Here is a 17,377-nt window from a genome sequence, read left to right on the forward strand (position 1 = left end):
CGTCCGCAAATCCCATTATAGCAAGTGCTATATCTTTTCCGCGAGTCCGATGCCCCTCCGTTTCGCGCCGCTCCTCCGCGCCACAGCCCTCGTCCTGGCCGCGCCCCTGATCCCGTCCGTTCCCGCGACGGCCGCCGACCCCGCGGCGCGGCGTCCCGCGACGGACATCCCCGCCTATGCCGACTGGTCGGGGGGCTTCATCGGCCTCGAGGGCAGCGCCAGCGGCTCCTACGGCGCCTATAATTTCGGCCCGGCGGCGATCGGCGGCCGCGCGGTCCCGTCGTTCAAGAGCGGCGATTCGACCGGCCGCAGCGACCAGGGGGGCAACGCCACCACGGCGGTCGGGGGCGTGTTCGGCGGCTGGAATTGGCAGGCCGGCCCCTGGGTCTACGGCATCGAGGCCTCCCTCGACGCGGCGAACCTGAAGCGGCCCGTGCCCTCGACCATCGCGGGCTTCGGCTACGCGGATGTCGACCCGGCGTTCAACATCGTGCGCGCCAAGACCGACCTGTACGGCACCCTCCGGGCCCGGATCGGCTACAGCTTCGACCGGTACCTGGTCTACGGGGCCTTCGGGCTCGCAGGCGCCAATGCCCGCTTCCTGGCGAACTATCCGGATCTCGACGCCGGCGGCCAGAACACGGCACGGCGCGAGATCGGCTATCTCGGGTTCACCCTCGGCGCGGGCATCCAGTATGCCATTAGCGATTCGCTCGCGCTCGGGATCGACTACCGTTACATCGATCTCGGCGGCAGCCGGCGCTTCTCGCTGGGCAGCGTGCCCGGGGACAATGGCGGCCCGGTCACGTCCCGGGCGAGCTTCACCTCGAACCAGCTGTTCGCGCGGCTGATGTGGTTCCCGGACGGCCTGAAGGTGCCGGCCGATCCGGACGAGACCGCCCCGCACGATCCCGACAACGGCGATACTGGGCGCTTCTCGCTGCACGGGCAGACGACGCTGATCGCCCAGGGCGTGCCGGGCTTCCGCTCGCCCTACGAGGGGGCGCAGAGCCTGATCCCGCATCAGGCCCGGCAGACCACCACGGCCACGATCTTCCTCGGACTCAAGCTCACCGACAGCACCGAGCTGTACTACAATCCCGAGTTCAGCCAGGGCTTCGGCCTGTCGCGGACCTTGGGCGTCGCGGGCTTCGTCAACGGCGAGGCGCAGAAGGCCGGCGCCCCATTCCCGAAGCTGCGCTCGAACCGCTACTACGTGAAGCAGACGATCGGGCTCGGCGGCGAGACCGTGGAGGTGCCGGACGGGCCGAACCAGGTCGCTACCCGGTACGATGCGGAGCGGATCACCCTGATCGCCGGCAAGTTCGCGCTGGGCGACTTCTTCGACGGCAACGTCTACGCTCACGACCCGCGGGTCGACTTCTTCAACTGGTCGCTCTGGGGCGCCTCGGCCTGGGATTTCCCGGCCAACCTCCCGGGCTTCACCCAGGGCGTCTACGCCGAATACAACCGGCCGGACTTCGCGATCCGCGCCGCCTACACGCAGGTGCCCAAGGAGCCGTCGAGCGACGTGCTCGACCCGCGGGTGTTCCGGCGCGCCGGCCTGAACGCCGAGTTCGAGGAGCGCCACATCCTCCCGTGGCTGGAGCAACCCGGCAAGATCCGCATCGGCCTGTTCTCGAATGTCGGGGTCTCGGCCAATAACCGGCAGCTCGTCACCCTCACGCAGCTCGGCCTGTTCGACAACGGCAGCGACGCCGCCCTCGCGACCCGCAAGCCGCGTCGCAAGACCGGCGGCTACATCAACCTGGAGCAGGCGCTGACCCCCGAGCTCGGCCTGTTCGCCCGGGCCAGCCTGAACGACGGGCGCACGGAGAACATCTCCTTCACCGATATCGACCAGAGCTTCTCCGGGGGCCTGTCGCTGAAGGGCAAGGCCTGGGACCGCCCGGACGACACGATCGGGATCGGGGCGGCGATGAACCGGCTCTCGCCCTCGCACCGCGCCGCCTTCGCGGCCGGCTATTACGGCCTGCTGATCGGCGACGGGCGGCTCAATTACGGCAGCGAGCGGGCCGTGGAGACCTACTACGCCCTGAACCTCACGAAGTTCGTGACCCTGACCTTCGATTACCAGTTCGTGGCCAATCCCGGCTACAACCGCGACCGCGGGCCGGCGCATTTCTTCGCGTCGCGGCTGCACGCGGATTTCTGATTGCCGGCAGCTAATCCGCCGCCTCGATCACAGTCGCCCCAAAAATGGCCTCGAAGGCGGCGCGCAGCTGCATGTCGACCTCCGCCAGGCTCACCGGCAGGCCGAGATCGACCAGGCTCGTCACCCCGTGCTCGCGCACACCGCAGGGCACGATGCCGGCGAAATGCGACAGGTCGGGCTCGACGTTCAGGCTGATCCCGTGGAAGCTGACCCAGCGGCGCACCCGGATGCCGATGGCGGCGATCTTGTCCTCCACCCCTGGCCCCTTCTCGGGGCGGCGCACCCAGACGCCGACCCGGTCCTCCCGGCGCTCGGCCCGGACGTTGAAGGCCGCCAGCGTCTCAATCAGCCAACCTTCCAGGCTCGCCACATAGGCGCGCAGGTCCCGGCTCCGGCGGTCGAGGTCCAGCATCACGTAGGCGACCCGCTGGCCTGGGCCGTGATAGGTGTACTGGCCGCCCCGGCCGGTGGCGTAGACCGGGAAGCGATCGGGTGCCACGAGGTCCTCGGGCTTCGCCGAGGTGCCGGCCGTGTAGAGCGGTGGGTGCTCGAGCAGCCAGACGCATTCGGGTGCCGCGCCGCGCGCGATCCGCTCCACGCGCGCCTCCATCCAGGCCACCGCCTCCGCGTAGCCCACGGGCGCGTCGCTCACGCGCCAGCCCACCGGACCGGCGGCCGGATCCGAGCCGGGCCGCTTCGGAAAGGCGTGGGGTGAGACCGTGAGGCGGGGCGCGTTTACCAAGGGTTCACCATCCTGCGTCGATGGTCGAAGCCTTCAACATCCGCGGCCGGCGGTGGCAAGATTTTGCGTGCTCCGGGTCGGCTGCGAGACGGGATGGGCAAGCGGTGGCGGTCTTCGAGACTCTGAAGGTCGATCTGACGGTGGTGCTCGGCCGGGCGCGGATGCCGCTGCACATGCTGCTGCGCATGGGCCGCGGCGCCGTGATCGAGCTGGAGGCCAGCGACAGCGACATGGTCGAGATCCTGGCCAACGATCACCCGATCGCCCGCGGGCAGATCGTCGTGACCGGCGACCGCATCTCCGTCGAGGTGACGGAACTGATCCGCAAGGCGGCGGCGATCGTCGAGCCCGGCACCACCATCGGCGACAGCGCGACGCCATTCCTAGACGACGACTACGCTTCCGTTTGAGCGGGGCGCTTGTCGGCGGCGGATCGATCTGTTATCCGCTGCGCCGCCCGACATGACGACGACCCGAGGGGTTCCCCGGAGGTCGCAGCGTGCGGGCGAACGGGCGGATCTTCGCGTCCGATGCGGCCATGGCGGAATTGGTAGACGCGCTAGCTTGAGGTGCTAGTCCCGCGAGGGGTGGAGGTTCGAGTCCTCTTGGCCGCACCACACGTTCGATGTGGTGCTCTTCCTCAGAAATGGATCGTTGGGCGTGAGGCCGCGATCGTCGGTTCGGGAAGCAATCTTTTCTCGATCGCAAGATATGGAGCCCGGCAGGGCAGTCCCCCCCCGAAGGCCGAGGCGGTCAGTCCTTGCGGGTGAACAGCGCTTCGAACGAAGCCTCCGATCGGCGCAAGCCCTCCTCGGTCAGCACCACGGACTTGGCCCGGCCGACCGGATCGCCGATCAGCCCCTTCGCGTGAAGGCGGCCCAGGCTCGGTGCTCGCCGTGGAGCGTCAGCCACAGAAGGGCGAGCACCGCCTCGTCAATGCGCTCTTCGTCGATCTGCATCACCGGATATGAGCATAGCGCGCCTGCATCGGCTCCAGCTTGAAGCGCAGGTGGCGAGCCGTGCAAGTTTCACGACTTTAGATATCCACATCCGAACAACATGATCGTTGATGTGAGCTTTTCATCCAGGAGGCGGATGTCGTTTCGATAGAAACATCGGCCGCAAGCCGACTTACAGCGGGATGATACGCGGGGGCGCCGGTTGTATCCCTCAGCCGCCTATCGATAAACTCGGCGGATGAGGTCCCGGAGCTCGATTCGCATGTCCCGCGGCACCACGCCCGCCGAACTGACTTGGCGCGGCCTCCTGCTCGGCGGCGCGCTGACGCTGCTTTTCACCGCCGCCAACGTCTATCTCGGACTCAAGGTCGGCCTCACCTTCGCGACATCGATCCCGGCCGCGGTGATCTCCATGGCGGTGCTGCGGCATCTGCCCGGCGCCACGGTGCTGGAGAACAACATCGTGCAGACCGTCGCGTCGGCGGCGGGCACGCTCTCGGCGATCATCTTCGTGCTGCCCGGTCTGGTGATGATCGGCTGGTGGCACGGCTTCCCCTGGCTCACCACCGCGGGGATCACCGCGACGGGCGGGATCCTGGGGGTGATGTTCTCCGTGCCCCTGCGCCATGCCCTCGTGGTCGATTCGGACCTACCCTATCCGGAGGGGCGCGCCGCCGCCGAGGTGCTGGCGCTCGGCACGCAGGGCGCAGCGGGACAGGCCGACAGCGCGCTGGGCCTGCGCATCCTCGTCTGGAACAGCTTGGCCTCGGCCGGCTTCGCGATCCTGGCCCAGACCCGGCTGGTGCTCGACAGCGCCGCGACCTGGTTCCGCGTCGGCGCCGGCGCGACCGGCATCGCCGGCAACCTGTCCTTCGCGCTGCTCGGCGTCGGCCATCTGGTCGGCCTGTCGGTGGGAGCCGCCATGGCGCTCGGGCTGGTGATCGCCTGGGTGGTGCTGGCCCCGATCCTGACCGCGCAGCAGCCGATGCCGGACGTTTCGGTCGAGGCCTGGGTCGGCACCGTGTTCCGGCAGGAGGTGCGGTTCTTCGGCGCCGGCGTGATGGGCGTCGCGGCAATCTGGACGCTGATCCGGATCGCCCGCCCGGTGCTGGGCGGCATCCGCTCGGCCCTCGCGGCCGGGCGGGCGCGTCAGGCCGGCGCGACGCTCGTACTGGAGGAGCGCGACCTGCCGGTGACGGTGGTCCTACTGGTCTCGGTGAGCCTGCTCCTGCCAATCGGCTGGCTTCTGTGGGACGTCCTCGCCGGCACGAGCCTGGAGCATCACGGCGTGCTGCTGGTGTCGGGCGGCCTGCTGTTCGTCGGGGTGATCGGGCTCGTCGTGGCCGCAGTGACCGGCTACATGGCCGGGCTGATCGGTGCCTCCAACTCGCCCGTGTCGGGCATCGGCATCCTGGCCGCCCTGGCGAGTTCGGCGATGCTGCTGGGGCTGCTCGGCCGCGACGCGGATGCGCAGAGCAACGGGGCGCTCGTCGCCTACGTGCTGACCGTCACGGGCATCGTGTTCAGCATCTGCACCATCGCGAACGACAACCTGCAGGACCTCAAGACCGGCCAGCTCGTCGGGGCGACCCCGTGGAAGCAGCAGACGGCCCTGATCGTCGGCGTGGTGTTCGGCTCGGCGATCATCCCGCCGGTGCTGAACGTGCTGGCGACGAGCTTCGGCTTCGTCGGGACACCCGGGGCCGGCCCGAACGCCCTGGCCGCCCCGCAGGCCGGCCTGATCTCGACCCTCGCCAAGGGCGTGCTTTCGGGCGAGGGCAACTGGCGCATGCTGGGCTGGGGCGCGGCTGCGGGCGTGGGGCTGGTCGCCCTGGACGAGACCCTCGGCCGGCTGAAGCGCCTGCGCCTCCCGCCGCTGGCTGCCGCCTTCGGGATCTACCTGCCCATGAAGCTGATCGCGCCCCTGGTGGCCGGCGCATTGATCGGCACAGTCTACGAGCGCTGGGCGCGCCGCCAGGCCGACCCGGAGCGGGCTTTCCGGCTGGGCACCCTCACGGCCACGGGGCTGATCGTCGGCGAGAGCCTCTGGGGCGTCGCCTTCGCGCTGATCGTCTACGTCTCGGGCGACGATGCCGCCCTGGCACTGGTCGGCGACGGCTTCGGCGGCCCGGCGCTGATCGGCGGTCTGGTGCTGTTCGCCGGCCTGACGGCGGGGCTCTACCGACAGACGCGGCGGTTGGCCGTAGAGGGCCGACGCCAGGAGCACTTGGGTCGCTGATCGCGCGCGAATCGATACGTGAGGCTTCGCCGAGATACGCGCCCAGGCGATCGGTGCCATGTCATCCGAGGCGCAGCCATGCATTGACTTCGCAGCCGCACACCCGCATATCGGCGATGCAGCGTCAGCGGCCGTCAGGGCCCGCTTGAGGGGGCTGCGTGACGGATCGGGCGCCTTCCGGCGTGATCCGGCCCCCCTCTTCATAACGTGCATGCACCCGGGCCGCCCCATCACGCGGGCTGCCCCCTGCCAACGGACCGACCTGAATTCCGCGCTGCTCGCAAACGACGCGAAGCGCCCGGCCGGCCCTGCTGCATCGGATATCTCTTTGACCCAATTCACCGATTTCGGCCTTGCCCAACCCGTGCTCCGGGCGCTCGGCGAGGCTGGTTACGTCACGCCGACCCCGATCCAGGCCCAGGCGATCCCGCCGGCCATGGAAGGCCGCGATCTCTGCGGCATTGCCCAGACTGGCACCGGCAAGACCGCGGCCTTCGCGCTGCCGATCCTGCATCGCCTCTCGCTCTCCGACCGCCGGCCCCCGCGCCGCGGCTGCCGGGTGCTGGTGCTCTCGCCCACCCGCGAGCTCGCCAACCAGATCGCCGAGTCCTTCGCGGATTACGGTCGGCACCTGTCCTACACCACCACGGTGGTGTTCGGCGGCGTCACGATCAGCCGCCAGGAGCGGGCCCTGGCCCCCGGCGTCGACATCCTGGTCGCCACCCCGGGCCGGCTCATCGACCTGATCGAGCGCCGCTCGCTGACCCTCGAAGGCGTCGAGATCCTCGTCCTCGACGAGGCCGACCAGATGCTCGACCTCGGCTTCATCCACGCCCTCAAGCGTATCGTGAAGATGCTGCCGGCCCAGCGCCAGAGCCTGTTCTTCTCGGCGACCATGCCGAAGAACATCGCTGGCCTGGCCAGCCAGTACCTCAAGGATCCCGTGCAGGTCGCCGTGACCCCGGTGGCGACCACGGCCGAGCGCGTCGAGCAGAAGGTCATCTTCGCCCATACCGGCGCGAAGCAGGCGCTGCTCGCCCATATCCTGCGGGATCCGGCCATCGACCGCGTCCTGGTCTTCACCCGCACCAAGCACGGGGCGGACCGGGTCGTACGCGGCCTCGACAAGGTCGGGATCGCCGGCGCCGCGATCCACGGCAACAAGAGCCAGCCGCAGCGCGAGCGGGCGCTCCAGGCCTTCCGCGACGGCGATTGCCGGGTGCTGGTGGCCACCGACATCGCGGCCCGCGGCATCGATGTCGACGGCGTCAGCCACGTGGTCAATTTCGACCTGCCGAACGTGCCGGAGAGCTACGTCCACCGCATCGGCCGCACCGCGCGCGCCGGGGCGACCGGTCTGGCGATCTCGTTCTGCAACGACGAGGAGCGGGCCTACCTGCGCGACATCGAGCGGCTGACCCGCCAGAGCGTGCCGGTGGCGGGCTTCCCCGAGGGCTTCACGCCCCCGTCGCGTCAGGAAGCGGCCGACATCGCCCGCGAGGAGGAGCGCCGGCCCGAGCGCCAGCAGCAGCGTCCGGCCGGCGGCCGTCCCGGCCAGCGGTCCCGCCCGCAGCAGGGCCGGCCCCAGCAGGAACGCCCGGAAGGCGGCCGCGGCTTCGGCGGCGGCCAGGGCCAGGGTGCCCCGCGCCAGGGCCGTCCGCAGGACGGTCGCGGTGACGGTCGCGGCCCCGCCCCCCAGGGACGTGAGGCCCGGTCGGACCGGCCCGCACGTCCGCAGGGCGAGCGTCCGGCCCAGCAGCAGGCGCGCCCGGCCCGCGACAGCCGCCCCCAGCGGGCCGATGCCCGCCCGCGCAGCGCCGGCGGCGCCGGCGAGGGCCGCAACATCGGCTGGCTGGAGCGGTCGCCCCGGTCCTGAGGACAGCAGGGCTCTGCCCTGCACCCGCAAAAGGTCCCGGACCTTTTGAAACCAGGGTTTTTCTCAAAACCTAAAAAAGCCGCCCCGGGAGGAGACTTCCGGGGCGGCTTCTTTTTTGGACGCGGCATCCCATCTCACCGGACGGTCAGACAGGAGCCTGCCCCATGCGGTTCGAACTCTATCGGGATGCCAAGGGCGAGTGGCGCTGGCGCCTGCGGGCGCAAAACGGCGCAGTGATCGCGGATTCCGGGGAGGGCTACCTCCGCCGCGAGGATTGCGAGCACGGCATCGCCCTCGTCCGCCAGAGCGCGGAGGCGCGCCTCGTCGATATGACCACCCAGATCGCCTGAGCACCCGCGCGGTTGAGGATCTAAGCTCTTGATGCAGCGCGACGAAGTCCGGCGGGCCGCCAGGCCGGCCGGCGGCCGCTGCCGAAAATAAACCCTTTCGCCTATCCGTAGCGGTTACGCTGCAACGCTTGCCATCACCCGTGCGTTGCAGCGTTTCGGACCGCCGGGAGGTTTCTCGTACCTCGCGGTCCGTCGTCCAAGACGTGATCACGCGAAGGGAGTCGAGACCGTGCTGAGGAAATTCCTGCTCGCGGCCCTGCTGGTGCTGGGCTTCGCGGCTGCTGCGCCCCAGGGCGCGTCGGCCGCGCCGGTCGGCCCGGGCATCGCCCTGCCGGCCGATGCCGCGCCGGCCGTGGCCCAGAAGGCCCAGTACTACTACCGCCGTCGGTTCTATGGCCCGCGGCCGTTCTACCGCCGCCCCTACTACCGCCGCCGGTTCTACTACGGCCCGCGGCCGTTCTACCGCCGTCCGTATTACCGCCGTCGGTTCTTCTACTAAGCTCTTCCCGATCCTGACCGGCCCGGCGGCTCACACGAGGCGCCGGGCTTTTTCATGCCCTGATTCGGGATGCGCGGCCGGGCTCCATGCCGTATAATGCAGGAAAAAGTGGCGCCGGCGGCGGACCGGTCCGCCCGGGAGGAGTTTCCGATGAACGATATCGCGCGGCGCGCCGAGGCCACGGCCGCGACGCCGGACCTCTGGCAATCGATCCCGCTCGAATGCATCCTGGGTGCGGTCACCGTCTTTCTGGCGGCGGGACTGAAGCTCGCCGGCCTCCTTCCCTGACGGCGCGCGAGACAGGCGGATGGACGGCATGCAGCACGTCGGACGCGCGAATGGCGAGAGTGAGCGGGCGCTGGCGCCCGAGGCGGACCTGCCGCGGGGGGATCTGACGGTTCGGACCATCGCGATGCCGGCCGACACCAACGCCAACGGCGACATCTTCGGCGGCTGGGTGCTGACGCAGATGGACCAGGCCGGCGGCATCGCGGGGGTCGACCGGGCCCAGGGCCGGGTCGTCACCGTGGCCCTCGACGCGATGACCTTCATCCGGCCGGTCCGGGTCGGGGACGTTCTGTGCGTCTACACCCGGGTCTCGCATGTCGGCCGGACCTCGATGAAGATCGAGGTCGAGGCTTGGGCGCGGCGGTTCTGCACCCAGGTCCGCGAACGGGTGACGCAGGCCACCCTCACCTTCGTGGCGATCGACGAGGCCGGGCGCCCGCGCCCGATCCCGCCCCTGGTGCCCTCGCCCAACCCGGCCTGACCGGCCCTACTTAATCACCGCGCAGGCGACCCGGTCGCCGGCGCCGCCGATCGGCTGGCTGGTGTGGTCGTCCTCGTTGGCGTGGACGATCAGCGCCGAGCCGTCGCCGTCCTTGAGGCCGCCCTCGCCGGTGAGCGGCGTCTCGCTGGTCACCTCGGCATTCGCCGAGCCGTCCTGATTCGCGTAGAGGTTCGGCAGGTCGCCCTCGTCCGGCCCGTCCGGGTTGAGCAGGCCGTGCTTGCTCTGGTCGTGATTCACATGGGCCTTGGAGTTCAGGAATTTCGGATCCGAGCAATCGCCCACCGCATGGAAATGCATGCCGTGCCAGCCGGGCGGCAACCCGCCGGGCTGGATCGCGACGCGCAGCACCAGGCTGTTGGCGCCGTCGCGGATCGCGATCGTGCCGATCGTGTCGCCCTTGGCGTTCTTCACCGGCGCCTGGAACGTCTCGGTGGGCTTGGCGGCTGCCGGCTCCTGGGCCAGCGCGCCGCTCGCCGCGAAAGGTCCCAGCAGCGCGAGCAGCGGCAGGATGCGTGTCATACGGTGGCTCTCCTCTCCAGCCCGGTCTAGGTAGGATACAGGCCGCCCCTTCGACAGGGCCGGCCCCGAAACCTTTGCCGTATCCCTGCCCCGAGCCCGTAAAGCCTTGATGACCGGAGACCGGCCCATACCTGACGGCGGAGCGTCCGCGCACCGCGCGCCTGCGCCGAAGCGGGCCGACCTGTTCCTGGTCGAGCACGGCCATTTCGAGAGCCGGGCGCGGGCGCAGGCCGCGATCCGGGCCGGGCTGGTGCGGGTCGACGGCCGGCTCCTGACGCGGGCTTCGGAATCGATCCCGCCGGGTGCGCGGATCGAGGCTGCACCCGAGCACCCTTACGCCTCCCGGGGCGGGCTCAAGCTCGCGGCGGCGCTCGACGCGTTCGGGTTGGATCCGGCCGGCCTCGCCTGCCTCGATGTCGGCGCCTCGACCGGCGGCTTCACGGATGTCCTGCTCGCCCGGGGCGCGGCCCATGTCCACGCGGTCGATGTCGGCCGGGGTCAACTGCATCCGCGGCTGGCGGGGGATCCCCGCGTCACCAGCCTGGAGGGCACCGATATCCGCGCCCTCGACCCAGCGCGGCTCGTGCCGCGGCCCGCGATGGCGAGCGTCGACGTGAGCTTCATCGGCCTGCGTCTGGTGCTTCCGGCCCTGCCGCCGCTGCTCGCACCCGGCGCCGGGATCGTCGCGCTGATCAAGCCGCAATTCGAGGCCGGGCGCGCGCGCGTCGGGCGCGGCGGCCTCGTGCGCGACCCGGCCGTCCACGCGGAGGTCTGTGCGACCATCCGCGGCGTGCTGGAAGGCCTCGGCGCCACGATCCTCGGCCTGATCGACTCGCCCGTGCCGGGTGGCGACGGCAATTCCGAATTTTTGATCGGCGCAAACCTACCATGAGCGAAACGGTCACGATCCGGGAGCTCGGCGCCCGCGGCGACGGCATCGCGGAGGACGGGATCCTCGTCCCCTACACGCTGCCCGGGGAGCGGGCGACGATCCGCCGGGAGGGCAAGCGGGCGGAGCTGCTCGGCATCGAGCAGCCCTCCCCCGACCGGGTCGAGCCGTTCTGCCCCTACTACATGCGCTGCGGCGGCTGCCGGACGCAGCATCTCGCGACGGCCGCGGAACTGTCCTGGAAGCGCGGCCTCGTCGCCCAGGCCCTCTCGCAGGCCCGTCTCGAGGTCGAGCCGGGGCCCACCGTCGACGCGCACGGGGCCGGGCGCCGCCGCATCACCCTGCATGTCCGGGAGCTCGACGGACAGGGCGAGGCCGGGCTGATGGCGGCGCGCAGCCATGCGCTGGTGCCGATCGACCATTGCCCGATCACCGTGCCGGCGCTGCATCCGGCGCCCGCCGTAGCGCGGCGCCTCGCGGCTCCGCTCGGCCATGGCCGCAAGCCCCTCGACGTGGCCGTGACCGCCACCGACCAGGGCCTCGACATCGACCTGCGGGGCCATGGGCCGGTGAGCGGCGGCGTCGCCTCCGCGCTGGTGCGGATCGCGGGCGAACTCGGCCTCGCCCGGCTGTCGCTCCACGGCGAGCGCCTGATGGAGGCCGAGCCGGTCTCGGTGACCGCCGGCGACAGCCGCCTCTATCCGGCCCCCGGCGGCTTCCTGCAGGCGACCGCCGCCGGGCAGGCGACGCTGACGGACCTGACCGTCGCGGCCCTGGGACGCCGTCCGCGGCGGGTCGCCGACCTGTTCTCCGGCTGCGGCCCCCTCGCCCTGGCAATGGCGCGCCACGCCGCCGTCCACGCGGTCGAGGCGGATGCGGCAGCCCTGGCCGGCCTCGACCGGTCGGCCCGGGCCGCCACCGGCCGGCGCCAGATCACCACCGAGCGCCGGGACCTGTTCCGTCGGCCGCTGCTCCCCACGGAGCTCGACGGGTTCGATGCAGTGGTGTTCGATCCGCCCCGGGCCGGCGCGGAAGCCCAGGCCCGCCAGCTCGCCGCCGCGCGCGTCCCGGTGGTAATCGGCGTCGCCTGCGATACCGGCACCTTCGCCCGGGATGCGGCGACGCTCATGGCCGGCGGCTACCGGCTCGAATCGGTGACGCCGGTCGACCAGTTCCGGCACTCGGACCATGTCGAGATGATCGGCGTGTTCCGGCGCGAGGCTGCGCGCCGACGCTGACGCCTGCAACCTGGGGGCTTGCAACGTGTTGAGGAACCTGACCTTCTTCCGATGACTGGAGGTGTCATGACCGCAGCCTCGATCCGTTCGCTCGCCCTCGCCGCGCTGAGCCTCGCCCTCCCCGCAACGCTGGCGGCCCAGCCGCGCGCGCCCGATCAGACCGGCACCGGCGGCGGGCCGACCTCGACGATCACGGCGCCGAACACCAACAGCCTCGGCGTGACCAAGCCCCCGGGCACGTCGCTGGGACCGGGCGAGGTCCCGTCACGGCGGGAGCAGCGCCGTGAGCGCGCCCTGACCGACAAGATCGAGGACAGCGTCTGCGAAGGTTGCAACTGAGCGTGGAACCGCGCGGCGCCCCACCGCCGAGGCGGGCCGCGATGTCACGGAAGCGTCAGAAAACAACGCCACACCCGCGGCACAGCTTGCGCTTGGAGCCGCCGTGCCGGATGCGGACCGGACCTTGCGCCGACTTGTGACCGTTTCGCACCCGAGACCGCTTCGTGATTTTCATCCACCAGCCCGCAACCGGCGCCGGATCCTCGCTGCTTGAGCGCCGAATCGTCGACCTTCAGGACACGATCCCCGAAGACACCGTCTGGCTCGACCTGATTCGCCCGAGCCGTGAAGAGGAACTCAAGGTCGAGGCCTTCGCGGGCATCGAGGTGCCGACGCGCGAGGAGATGAAGGACATCGAGCCGTCGGAGCTGCTCTATGTCGAGGAGGGCGCCCGCTACATGACCGGGCGCGTGCTCTCGAAGGTCAGCGACGCCGAGGAGCCGGGGCTGGCCGGCATCACTTTCATCCTGCGCGGCAGCCGGCTCGTGACCGTGCGCTACGAGGAGCCGCAGGCCTTCCGGATGTACACCCAGCGGGCCGGCCGCACGACGGGCAACGGCAGCGCCTCCGCCGTCTCCGGCGAGACCATCCTGGCCGGGCTGATCGAGGCGGTGATCGACCGGGCGGCAGACGTGCTCCAGCTCCAGGGCGAGCGTATCGATCGCCTGTCGGGCAAGATCTTCGAAGTGCAGGCCGACCCCTCAGCCCGCAACACCGCCCTGCAGGACACGTTGCGGGCACTCGGGCGCCACGGTGATCTGATCTCGAAGCAGCGCGAGAGCCTGGTCTCGATGGAGCGGATCCTGTTGTCGCTGTCGGCGACCTATCGGACCAACAAGGCACCCCGCGACCTGCGAGAGGATGTGCGATCGACCCTGCGCGATCTTCAGTCGCTGGAGGAGCACGCGACGTTCCTCTCCACGAAAATTCAATTTCTGCTCGACGCGACACTCGGCTTGGTCAACTTGGAACAGAATAACATCATCAAGCTGTTCTCGGTCATGGCCGTGGTCTTCATGCCGCCGACGCTGATCGCCTCGATCTACGGCATGAATTTTAAGTCCATGCCGGAACTAGAACTCCCGTATGGTTACCCGATGGCGGTAGTCATGATGTTCGTGGCGGCGATCCTGCCCTACGTTTTCTTCCGTTGGAAGAGGTGGCTCTAGTCATCTATATTTATGGACGCGCAGCAGAACGTTAAGAACTCTCGTAGAGATTCTGGAGCCTGGAAGCGCGGCCTGTCCGCGACGACGGAAGCTCCGATGCGATTCTCCCTGAAGACGATCCTCTCCGGGGCCATCGGCCTGCTCGCCCTCGCGGCGGCGGGCCAGGGTGTCGTCAGCGTCATGCGGCTGACCGAGATCGAGCGGGACGCCAAGACCGTCTCGCAGGTCTGGCTGCCTGCCCAGAACCAGGCCGAAGCGATCGGCATGGCGGTGCGCGACGTGCGGCTGAAGCTCTACAAGCTGGTGGCGGGCTCACCGGATTTCGCGACCCTCGACAAGAACCAGACGGCGCTGACCGACGGCCTCGGGGCGCTCTCCGAGCTGCGCCAGGCCTATCAGGACCGCCTATCGACCCCGCGGCAGCGCGACACCTACGAGCGCTTCACCGGCGCCTGGAACGCATACCAGAACATCCAGCTCCAGGTGGTCGAGCTGATGATCGCCGGGGACACGAACGGCGCCCTCAAGCTGATCCTGGATCCGGAGACCGGCGCCCAGAACGAGGCGGCGGTCGCCAGCCTCACCGAGGCAATCGATCTGGCCCGGTCGCAGACCGACGCGAACGTCATGGCGACCGCCGACAACGCGACCTCGGCCAAGCTCACCGCCCTGGTCGCCACCGCGGTGGCGCTGGCGGTCGCGGCCGCCGCGATGCTGTTCGCCCTGTTCGGCATCGCCCGTCCGATCCAGCGGATGACCGGCGCCATGGGCCGCCTGGCCGAGGGCGACGCGACCGTGGCGATCCCCGGCACCGGCCGCCGGGACGAGATCGGCGCCATGGCGGCGGCCGTGCAGGTGTTCAAGGACAACCTCATCCACACCCGCGCGCTGGAAGAGGAAACGGCGCTCGCCCGAGCCGGGGCCGAGGCGCAGCGGCGGCGCGCCGTCCAAGAGATGGCTGACGGTTTCGAGGCCGCGATCGGCGGCGTGCTGGCGGCGGTGACGGAGGCGGCCCTCGACCTTCGGGCCAATGCCGAGGCGATGACCAGCACGGCGACTCGCACGGCCGAGCGCTCGGCCGCGGTGGCGAGCGCCGCGCAGGAGGCGGCCGCCCATGTCGGCACGGTAGCGGTGGCGGCCGAGGAACTCGGCGCCTCGGTCCAGGAGATCGGCCGGCAGGTCGACGGCTCCGCCGACCTCGCCCGGGGCGCGGTGGATCAGGCCGGCCGGACCGCGGGCCTGGTTCAGGAGCTGAGCGAGGCCGCAGGCCGAATCGGCGACGTGGTCCGTCTGATCTCCGACATCGCCGGGCAGACGAACCTGCTGGCGCTGAACGCGACGATCGAGGCCGCCCGCGCCGGCGAGGCGGGCCGGGGCTTCGCCGTGGTGGCCTCCGAGGTGAAGGCGCTCGCCGCGCAGACCGCCAAGGCGACCGACGAGATCACCGGACAGGTCGGCCGGATCCAGGGCGCGACCGGCCAGACCGTGGGCGCCATCGACGGCATCACCGGCCGGATCCGCGAGATCGACGGGGTGGCGACCTCGATCGCGGCCGCCGTGGAGCAGCAGGGGGCGGCGACCCAGGAGATCGCCCGCAACATCGCCGACGCGGCCGCCGGGACCGGTTCGGTCACCGGCACGATCGACGCGGTCGCCCGGGCCGCCGAGGAGACCGGCTCGGCCGCCACCAGAATGCTCGCCTCGGCCGAGAGCCTCTCGGCCCAGTCCGCGGCCCTGCGCCGGGAGATCGGCGACTTCCTGCAGACGGTGCGTGCGGCCTGAGCCCGGTGCGGTCGATCAGGCCACCGCGGCGAGGTGCTTGACCTCGGCGCGGGCGACCACCTTGCCGACCGGCGCGGCCTTGCCGCCGTCGTCCTTGTCGGCGGCCAGGATCGGCGGCATCACCCAGCGGCCGGCCTCGAGCTCGGCGATCCGACCGTTGATCTCGCGGATCACGTAGCGCGAGAACGGGTAGACGTGCAGGTAGATCACCATGTTGGTGACCACCGCCTCCAGGGCCGCCGGGTTGTGGCGGGCGGTCTGGAGGAACGCGCCCCAGAAATGCTTGGCCAGCTCCGGCCGCCGCACGGTCATCCGCCAGCAGATCCGGAGCAACGACACCAGATCGCGGGCGACGTGCCGCCAGTTGACTTTGTGGGCGGCGAATTTCGGGCGCTTCACCCGGCGTCCGATCTCTCGGATGCGGGCGAAAAAGTTCGGCGGATCGTAGATCTCGGCCAGCACGTCCCGGTAATCGGCCAGCACGTCCTGCTGCGGGCGCAGGGTCACGAAGTTGAGCCCTTGCGTACAATGGTCGCCCTGCTCGGCGGTGGTGTAGGCGAAGTTCTCGAACAGCCGGCCCTCCTTGCGCAGGCGGCGCGAGAGCTGCGTGTTCGGCATCGCGTAGAGCAGGCCGACCATCGCGATCGGGATGCCGGTCTGGCTGATGCACAGGGACATCGCCTTGCTGATGCTGTCCTTCTCGGTGTCGAATCCGACGATGAAGCCGGCCGTGACGAACATGCCGTGCTCGTAGAGCTTGTGCACGCTGTCGGCGATCGAGCGCTTGGTGTTCTGCTTCTTCTGGGTCTGGATCAGCGTCGCCTCGTCGGGCGTCTCGATCCCGGTGAACAGGGCGAAGAAATTCGCGTCCCGCATCATCCCGAGCAGTTCGTCGTCGTCCGCGAGGTTCAGCGAGGCCTCGGTGGAGAACTTGAACGGGTAGCCGTGCTCCTCCTGCCACTTGATCAGGTGCGGCAGGAACAGCTTGATCGCCTTCTTGTTGCCGATCAGGTTGTCGTCGACGAAGTCGACATGGCCGCGGTAGCCGAGGCCGTAGAGCCGGTCGAGCTCAGCCAGCATCTGCGGCGTGGTCTTGGTGCGCGGCGCGCGACCGTAGAGTTCGATGATGTCGCAGAACTCGCAGGTGAACGGGCAGCCGCGCGAGAACTGGACGCCGATATACAGGTAGTGGCTGAAGGTCAGAAGCTCGAAGCGTGGAATTGGGCTGGTGGTGACGTCCGCCTTGAACTTCTCCGCCGTGAACCGGCCGCGGCGCGCCCCGGATTGCCAAGCCTCCACGAAGGTCGCGAGGATGCCCTCGGCCTCGCCCAGCACGAGGAAATCGGCCTTGTCGTAGATCTCCGGGGTCGAGGTCGGGGCCGGGCCGCCGACGCAGACCGGGACGCCGAGCGCGCGGCATCTGTCGATGACGACGAGGCAATCCGGCTCCTGGGGCAGCATGCCGCCGGTCATCACCAGGTCGGCCGCCAGGATCTGCGCGTCGGTGAGATCCTCGCAATTGCGGTTGACCAGGGTCACCTGCCAGGCCGCCGGCAGCATCGCGGCGAGCGTGATCAGGCCCAGCGGCGGCGCGGGTGCGCGGGCGCCCTGCAGCTCCATGGCTTCCTTGAAGTTCCACATCGAGTTTTCGTAGAACTTGGGGAACACCATCAGCACGCGCGGGGCCATATTCGCATCCGACATGCTTGTTTTCCTCGTCGCCCATAAGTGAGCCGGCTCAAACACCGTCGAGCCGAACACACGATTACGGTCCAACCTGCGGGGCAATTAAGGCCGTTTTTCGCTCCCA

General features: G+C 70.0%; 16 protein-coding genes, 1 tRNA gene and 1 pseudogene. 14 read left to right on the forward strand and 4 right to left on the reverse strand.

Going from position 1 to position 17,377, the window contains the following annotated elements; all coding sequences use genetic code 11:
* The first annotated feature begins 49 nt into the window (after positions 1-49).
* Entirely contained in the window at positions 50-2,176 is a 2,127-nt protein-coding gene (locus AKJ13_RS21890) for a carbohydrate porin (protein ID WP_050735315.1), read from the forward strand.
* Positions 2,177-2,186: 10 nt separating this feature from the next.
* Here the strand turns inward: AKJ13_RS21890 and lipB are convergent, their stop codons facing one another.
* Complete coding sequence (gene lipB, locus AKJ13_RS21895; protein ID WP_050735263.1) at positions 2,187-2,918, reverse strand: lipoyl(octanoyl) transferase LipB; 732 nt, start codon at positions 2,916-2,918, stop codon at positions 2,187-2,189.
* 104 nt (positions 2,919-3,022) lie between these two features.
* Between lipB and AKJ13_RS21900 the strand changes: the two genes are divergently transcribed.
* Positions 3,023-3,328, forward strand: a complete 306-nt coding sequence (locus AKJ13_RS21900) for a FliM/FliN family flagellar motor switch protein (protein ID WP_007565993.1) — start codon at positions 3,023-3,025, stop codon at positions 3,326-3,328.
* A 122-nt stretch (positions 3,329-3,450) separates the two neighbouring features.
* Positions 3,451-3,535: transfer RNA gene (locus AKJ13_RS21905), tRNA-Leu, on the forward strand.
* Positions 3,536-3,671: 136 nt separating this feature from the next.
* Here AKJ13_RS21905 and AKJ13_RS21910 read toward each other — a convergent pair.
* Positions 3,672-3,877 (reverse strand): annotated as a pseudogene (locus AKJ13_RS21910) (DUF6429 family protein).
* Positions 3,878-4,139: 262 nt separating this feature from the next.
* On the opposite strand from AKJ13_RS21910, the gene AKJ13_RS21915 reads away from it, so the two are divergent.
* The 6 genes from AKJ13_RS21915 (at position 4,140) to AKJ13_RS21940 (ending at position 9,610) form a co-directional block, all read left to right on the forward strand.
* A complete protein-coding gene (locus tag AKJ13_RS21915) occupies positions 4,140-6,116 on the forward strand; it encodes an oligopeptide transporter, OPT family (protein WP_144426332.1) in 1,977 nt (658 codons plus the stop codon).
* A gap of 328 nt (positions 6,117-6,444) precedes the next feature.
* Positions 6,445-7,992 (forward strand): DEAD/DEAH box helicase, encoded by a 1,548-nt coding sequence (locus AKJ13_RS21920; protein ID WP_050735265.1) that lies wholly within the window; start codon positions 6,445-6,447, stop codon positions 7,990-7,992.
* A 164-nt stretch (positions 7,993-8,156) separates the two neighbouring features.
* On the forward strand, positions 8,157-8,342 hold the full coding sequence (locus AKJ13_RS21925; protein ID WP_050735266.1) for a DUF1508 domain-containing protein: 186 nt from the start codon (positions 8,157-8,159) through the stop codon (positions 8,340-8,342).
* 229 nt (positions 8,343-8,571) lie between these two features.
* On the forward strand, positions 8,572-8,841 hold the full coding sequence (locus AKJ13_RS21930) for a hypothetical protein (RefSeq protein ID WP_007566004.1): 270 nt from the start codon (positions 8,572-8,574) through the stop codon (positions 8,839-8,841).
* Positions 8,842-8,991: 150 nt separating this feature from the next.
* Positions 8,992-9,129, forward strand: coding sequence for a hypothetical protein (locus AKJ13_RS32310; protein ID WP_200905683.1), 138 nt, complete (start codon positions 8,992-8,994; stop codon positions 9,127-9,129).
* Positions 9,130-9,253: 124 nt separating this feature from the next.
* Positions 9,254-9,610 carry an acyl-CoA thioesterase gene (locus AKJ13_RS21940; RefSeq protein ID WP_244424239.1) on the forward strand — a complete coding sequence of 119 codons (357 nt, stop codon included), beginning with the start codon at positions 9,254-9,256 and terminating at the stop codon, positions 9,608-9,610.
* Positions 9,611-9,616: 6 nt separating this feature from the next.
* Here the strand turns inward: AKJ13_RS21940 and AKJ13_RS21945 are convergent, their stop codons facing one another.
* The gene (locus AKJ13_RS21945) at positions 9,617-10,150 is read right to left on the reverse strand and encodes a superoxide dismutase family protein (RefSeq protein ID WP_007566007.1); all 534 of its coding nucleotides are present in this window, start codon (positions 10,148-10,150) and stop codon (positions 9,617-9,619) included.
* Between the two features lie 109 nt (positions 10,151-10,259).
* On the opposite strand from AKJ13_RS21945, the gene AKJ13_RS21950 reads away from it, so the two are divergent.
* From AKJ13_RS21950 to AKJ13_RS21970, 5 genes are all read left to right on the forward strand, one after another.
* Positions 10,260-11,042: a TlyA family RNA methyltransferase gene (locus AKJ13_RS21950; RefSeq protein ID WP_244471677.1), complete on the forward strand. Its 783-nt coding sequence runs from the start codon at positions 10,260-10,262 to the stop codon at positions 11,040-11,042.
* Positions 11,039-12,277, forward strand: coding sequence for a class I SAM-dependent RNA methyltransferase (locus AKJ13_RS21955; protein ID WP_050735268.1), 1,239 nt, complete (start codon positions 11,039-11,041; stop codon positions 12,275-12,277). Before AKJ13_RS21950 ends, AKJ13_RS21955 begins: the two co-directional genes overlap by 4 nt.
* A gap of 66 nt (positions 12,278-12,343) precedes the next feature.
* A complete protein-coding gene (locus AKJ13_RS21960; RefSeq protein ID WP_050735269.1) occupies positions 12,344-12,616 on the forward strand; it encodes a hypothetical protein in 273 nt (90 codons plus the stop codon).
* A 164-nt stretch (positions 12,617-12,780) separates the two neighbouring features.
* Positions 12,781-13,785: a magnesium transporter CorA family protein gene (locus tag AKJ13_RS21965; RefSeq protein WP_050735270.1), complete on the forward strand. Its 1,005-nt coding sequence runs from the start codon at positions 12,781-12,783 to the stop codon at positions 13,783-13,785.
* 96 nt (positions 13,786-13,881) lie between these two features.
* Positions 13,882-15,567: a methyl-accepting chemotaxis protein gene (locus tag AKJ13_RS21970; RefSeq protein WP_050735271.1), complete on the forward strand. Its 1,686-nt coding sequence runs from the start codon at positions 13,882-13,884 to the stop codon at positions 15,565-15,567.
* Between the two features lie 15 nt (positions 15,568-15,582).
* On the opposite strand, the gene AKJ13_RS21975 is transcribed toward AKJ13_RS21970, so the two are convergent.
* Positions 15,583-17,271 carry a B12-binding domain-containing radical SAM protein gene (locus tag AKJ13_RS21975; RefSeq protein WP_050735272.1) on the reverse strand — a complete coding sequence of 563 codons (1,689 nt, stop codon included), beginning with the start codon at positions 17,269-17,271 and terminating at the stop codon, positions 15,583-15,585.
* Between the last annotated feature and the right edge of the window lie 106 nt (positions 17,272-17,377).

Source organism: Methylobacterium sp. ARG-1 (assembly GCF_001262595.1).
Taxonomy (GTDB): Bacteria; Pseudomonadota; Alphaproteobacteria; order Rhizobiales; family Beijerinckiaceae; genus Methylobacterium; species Methylobacterium brachiatum.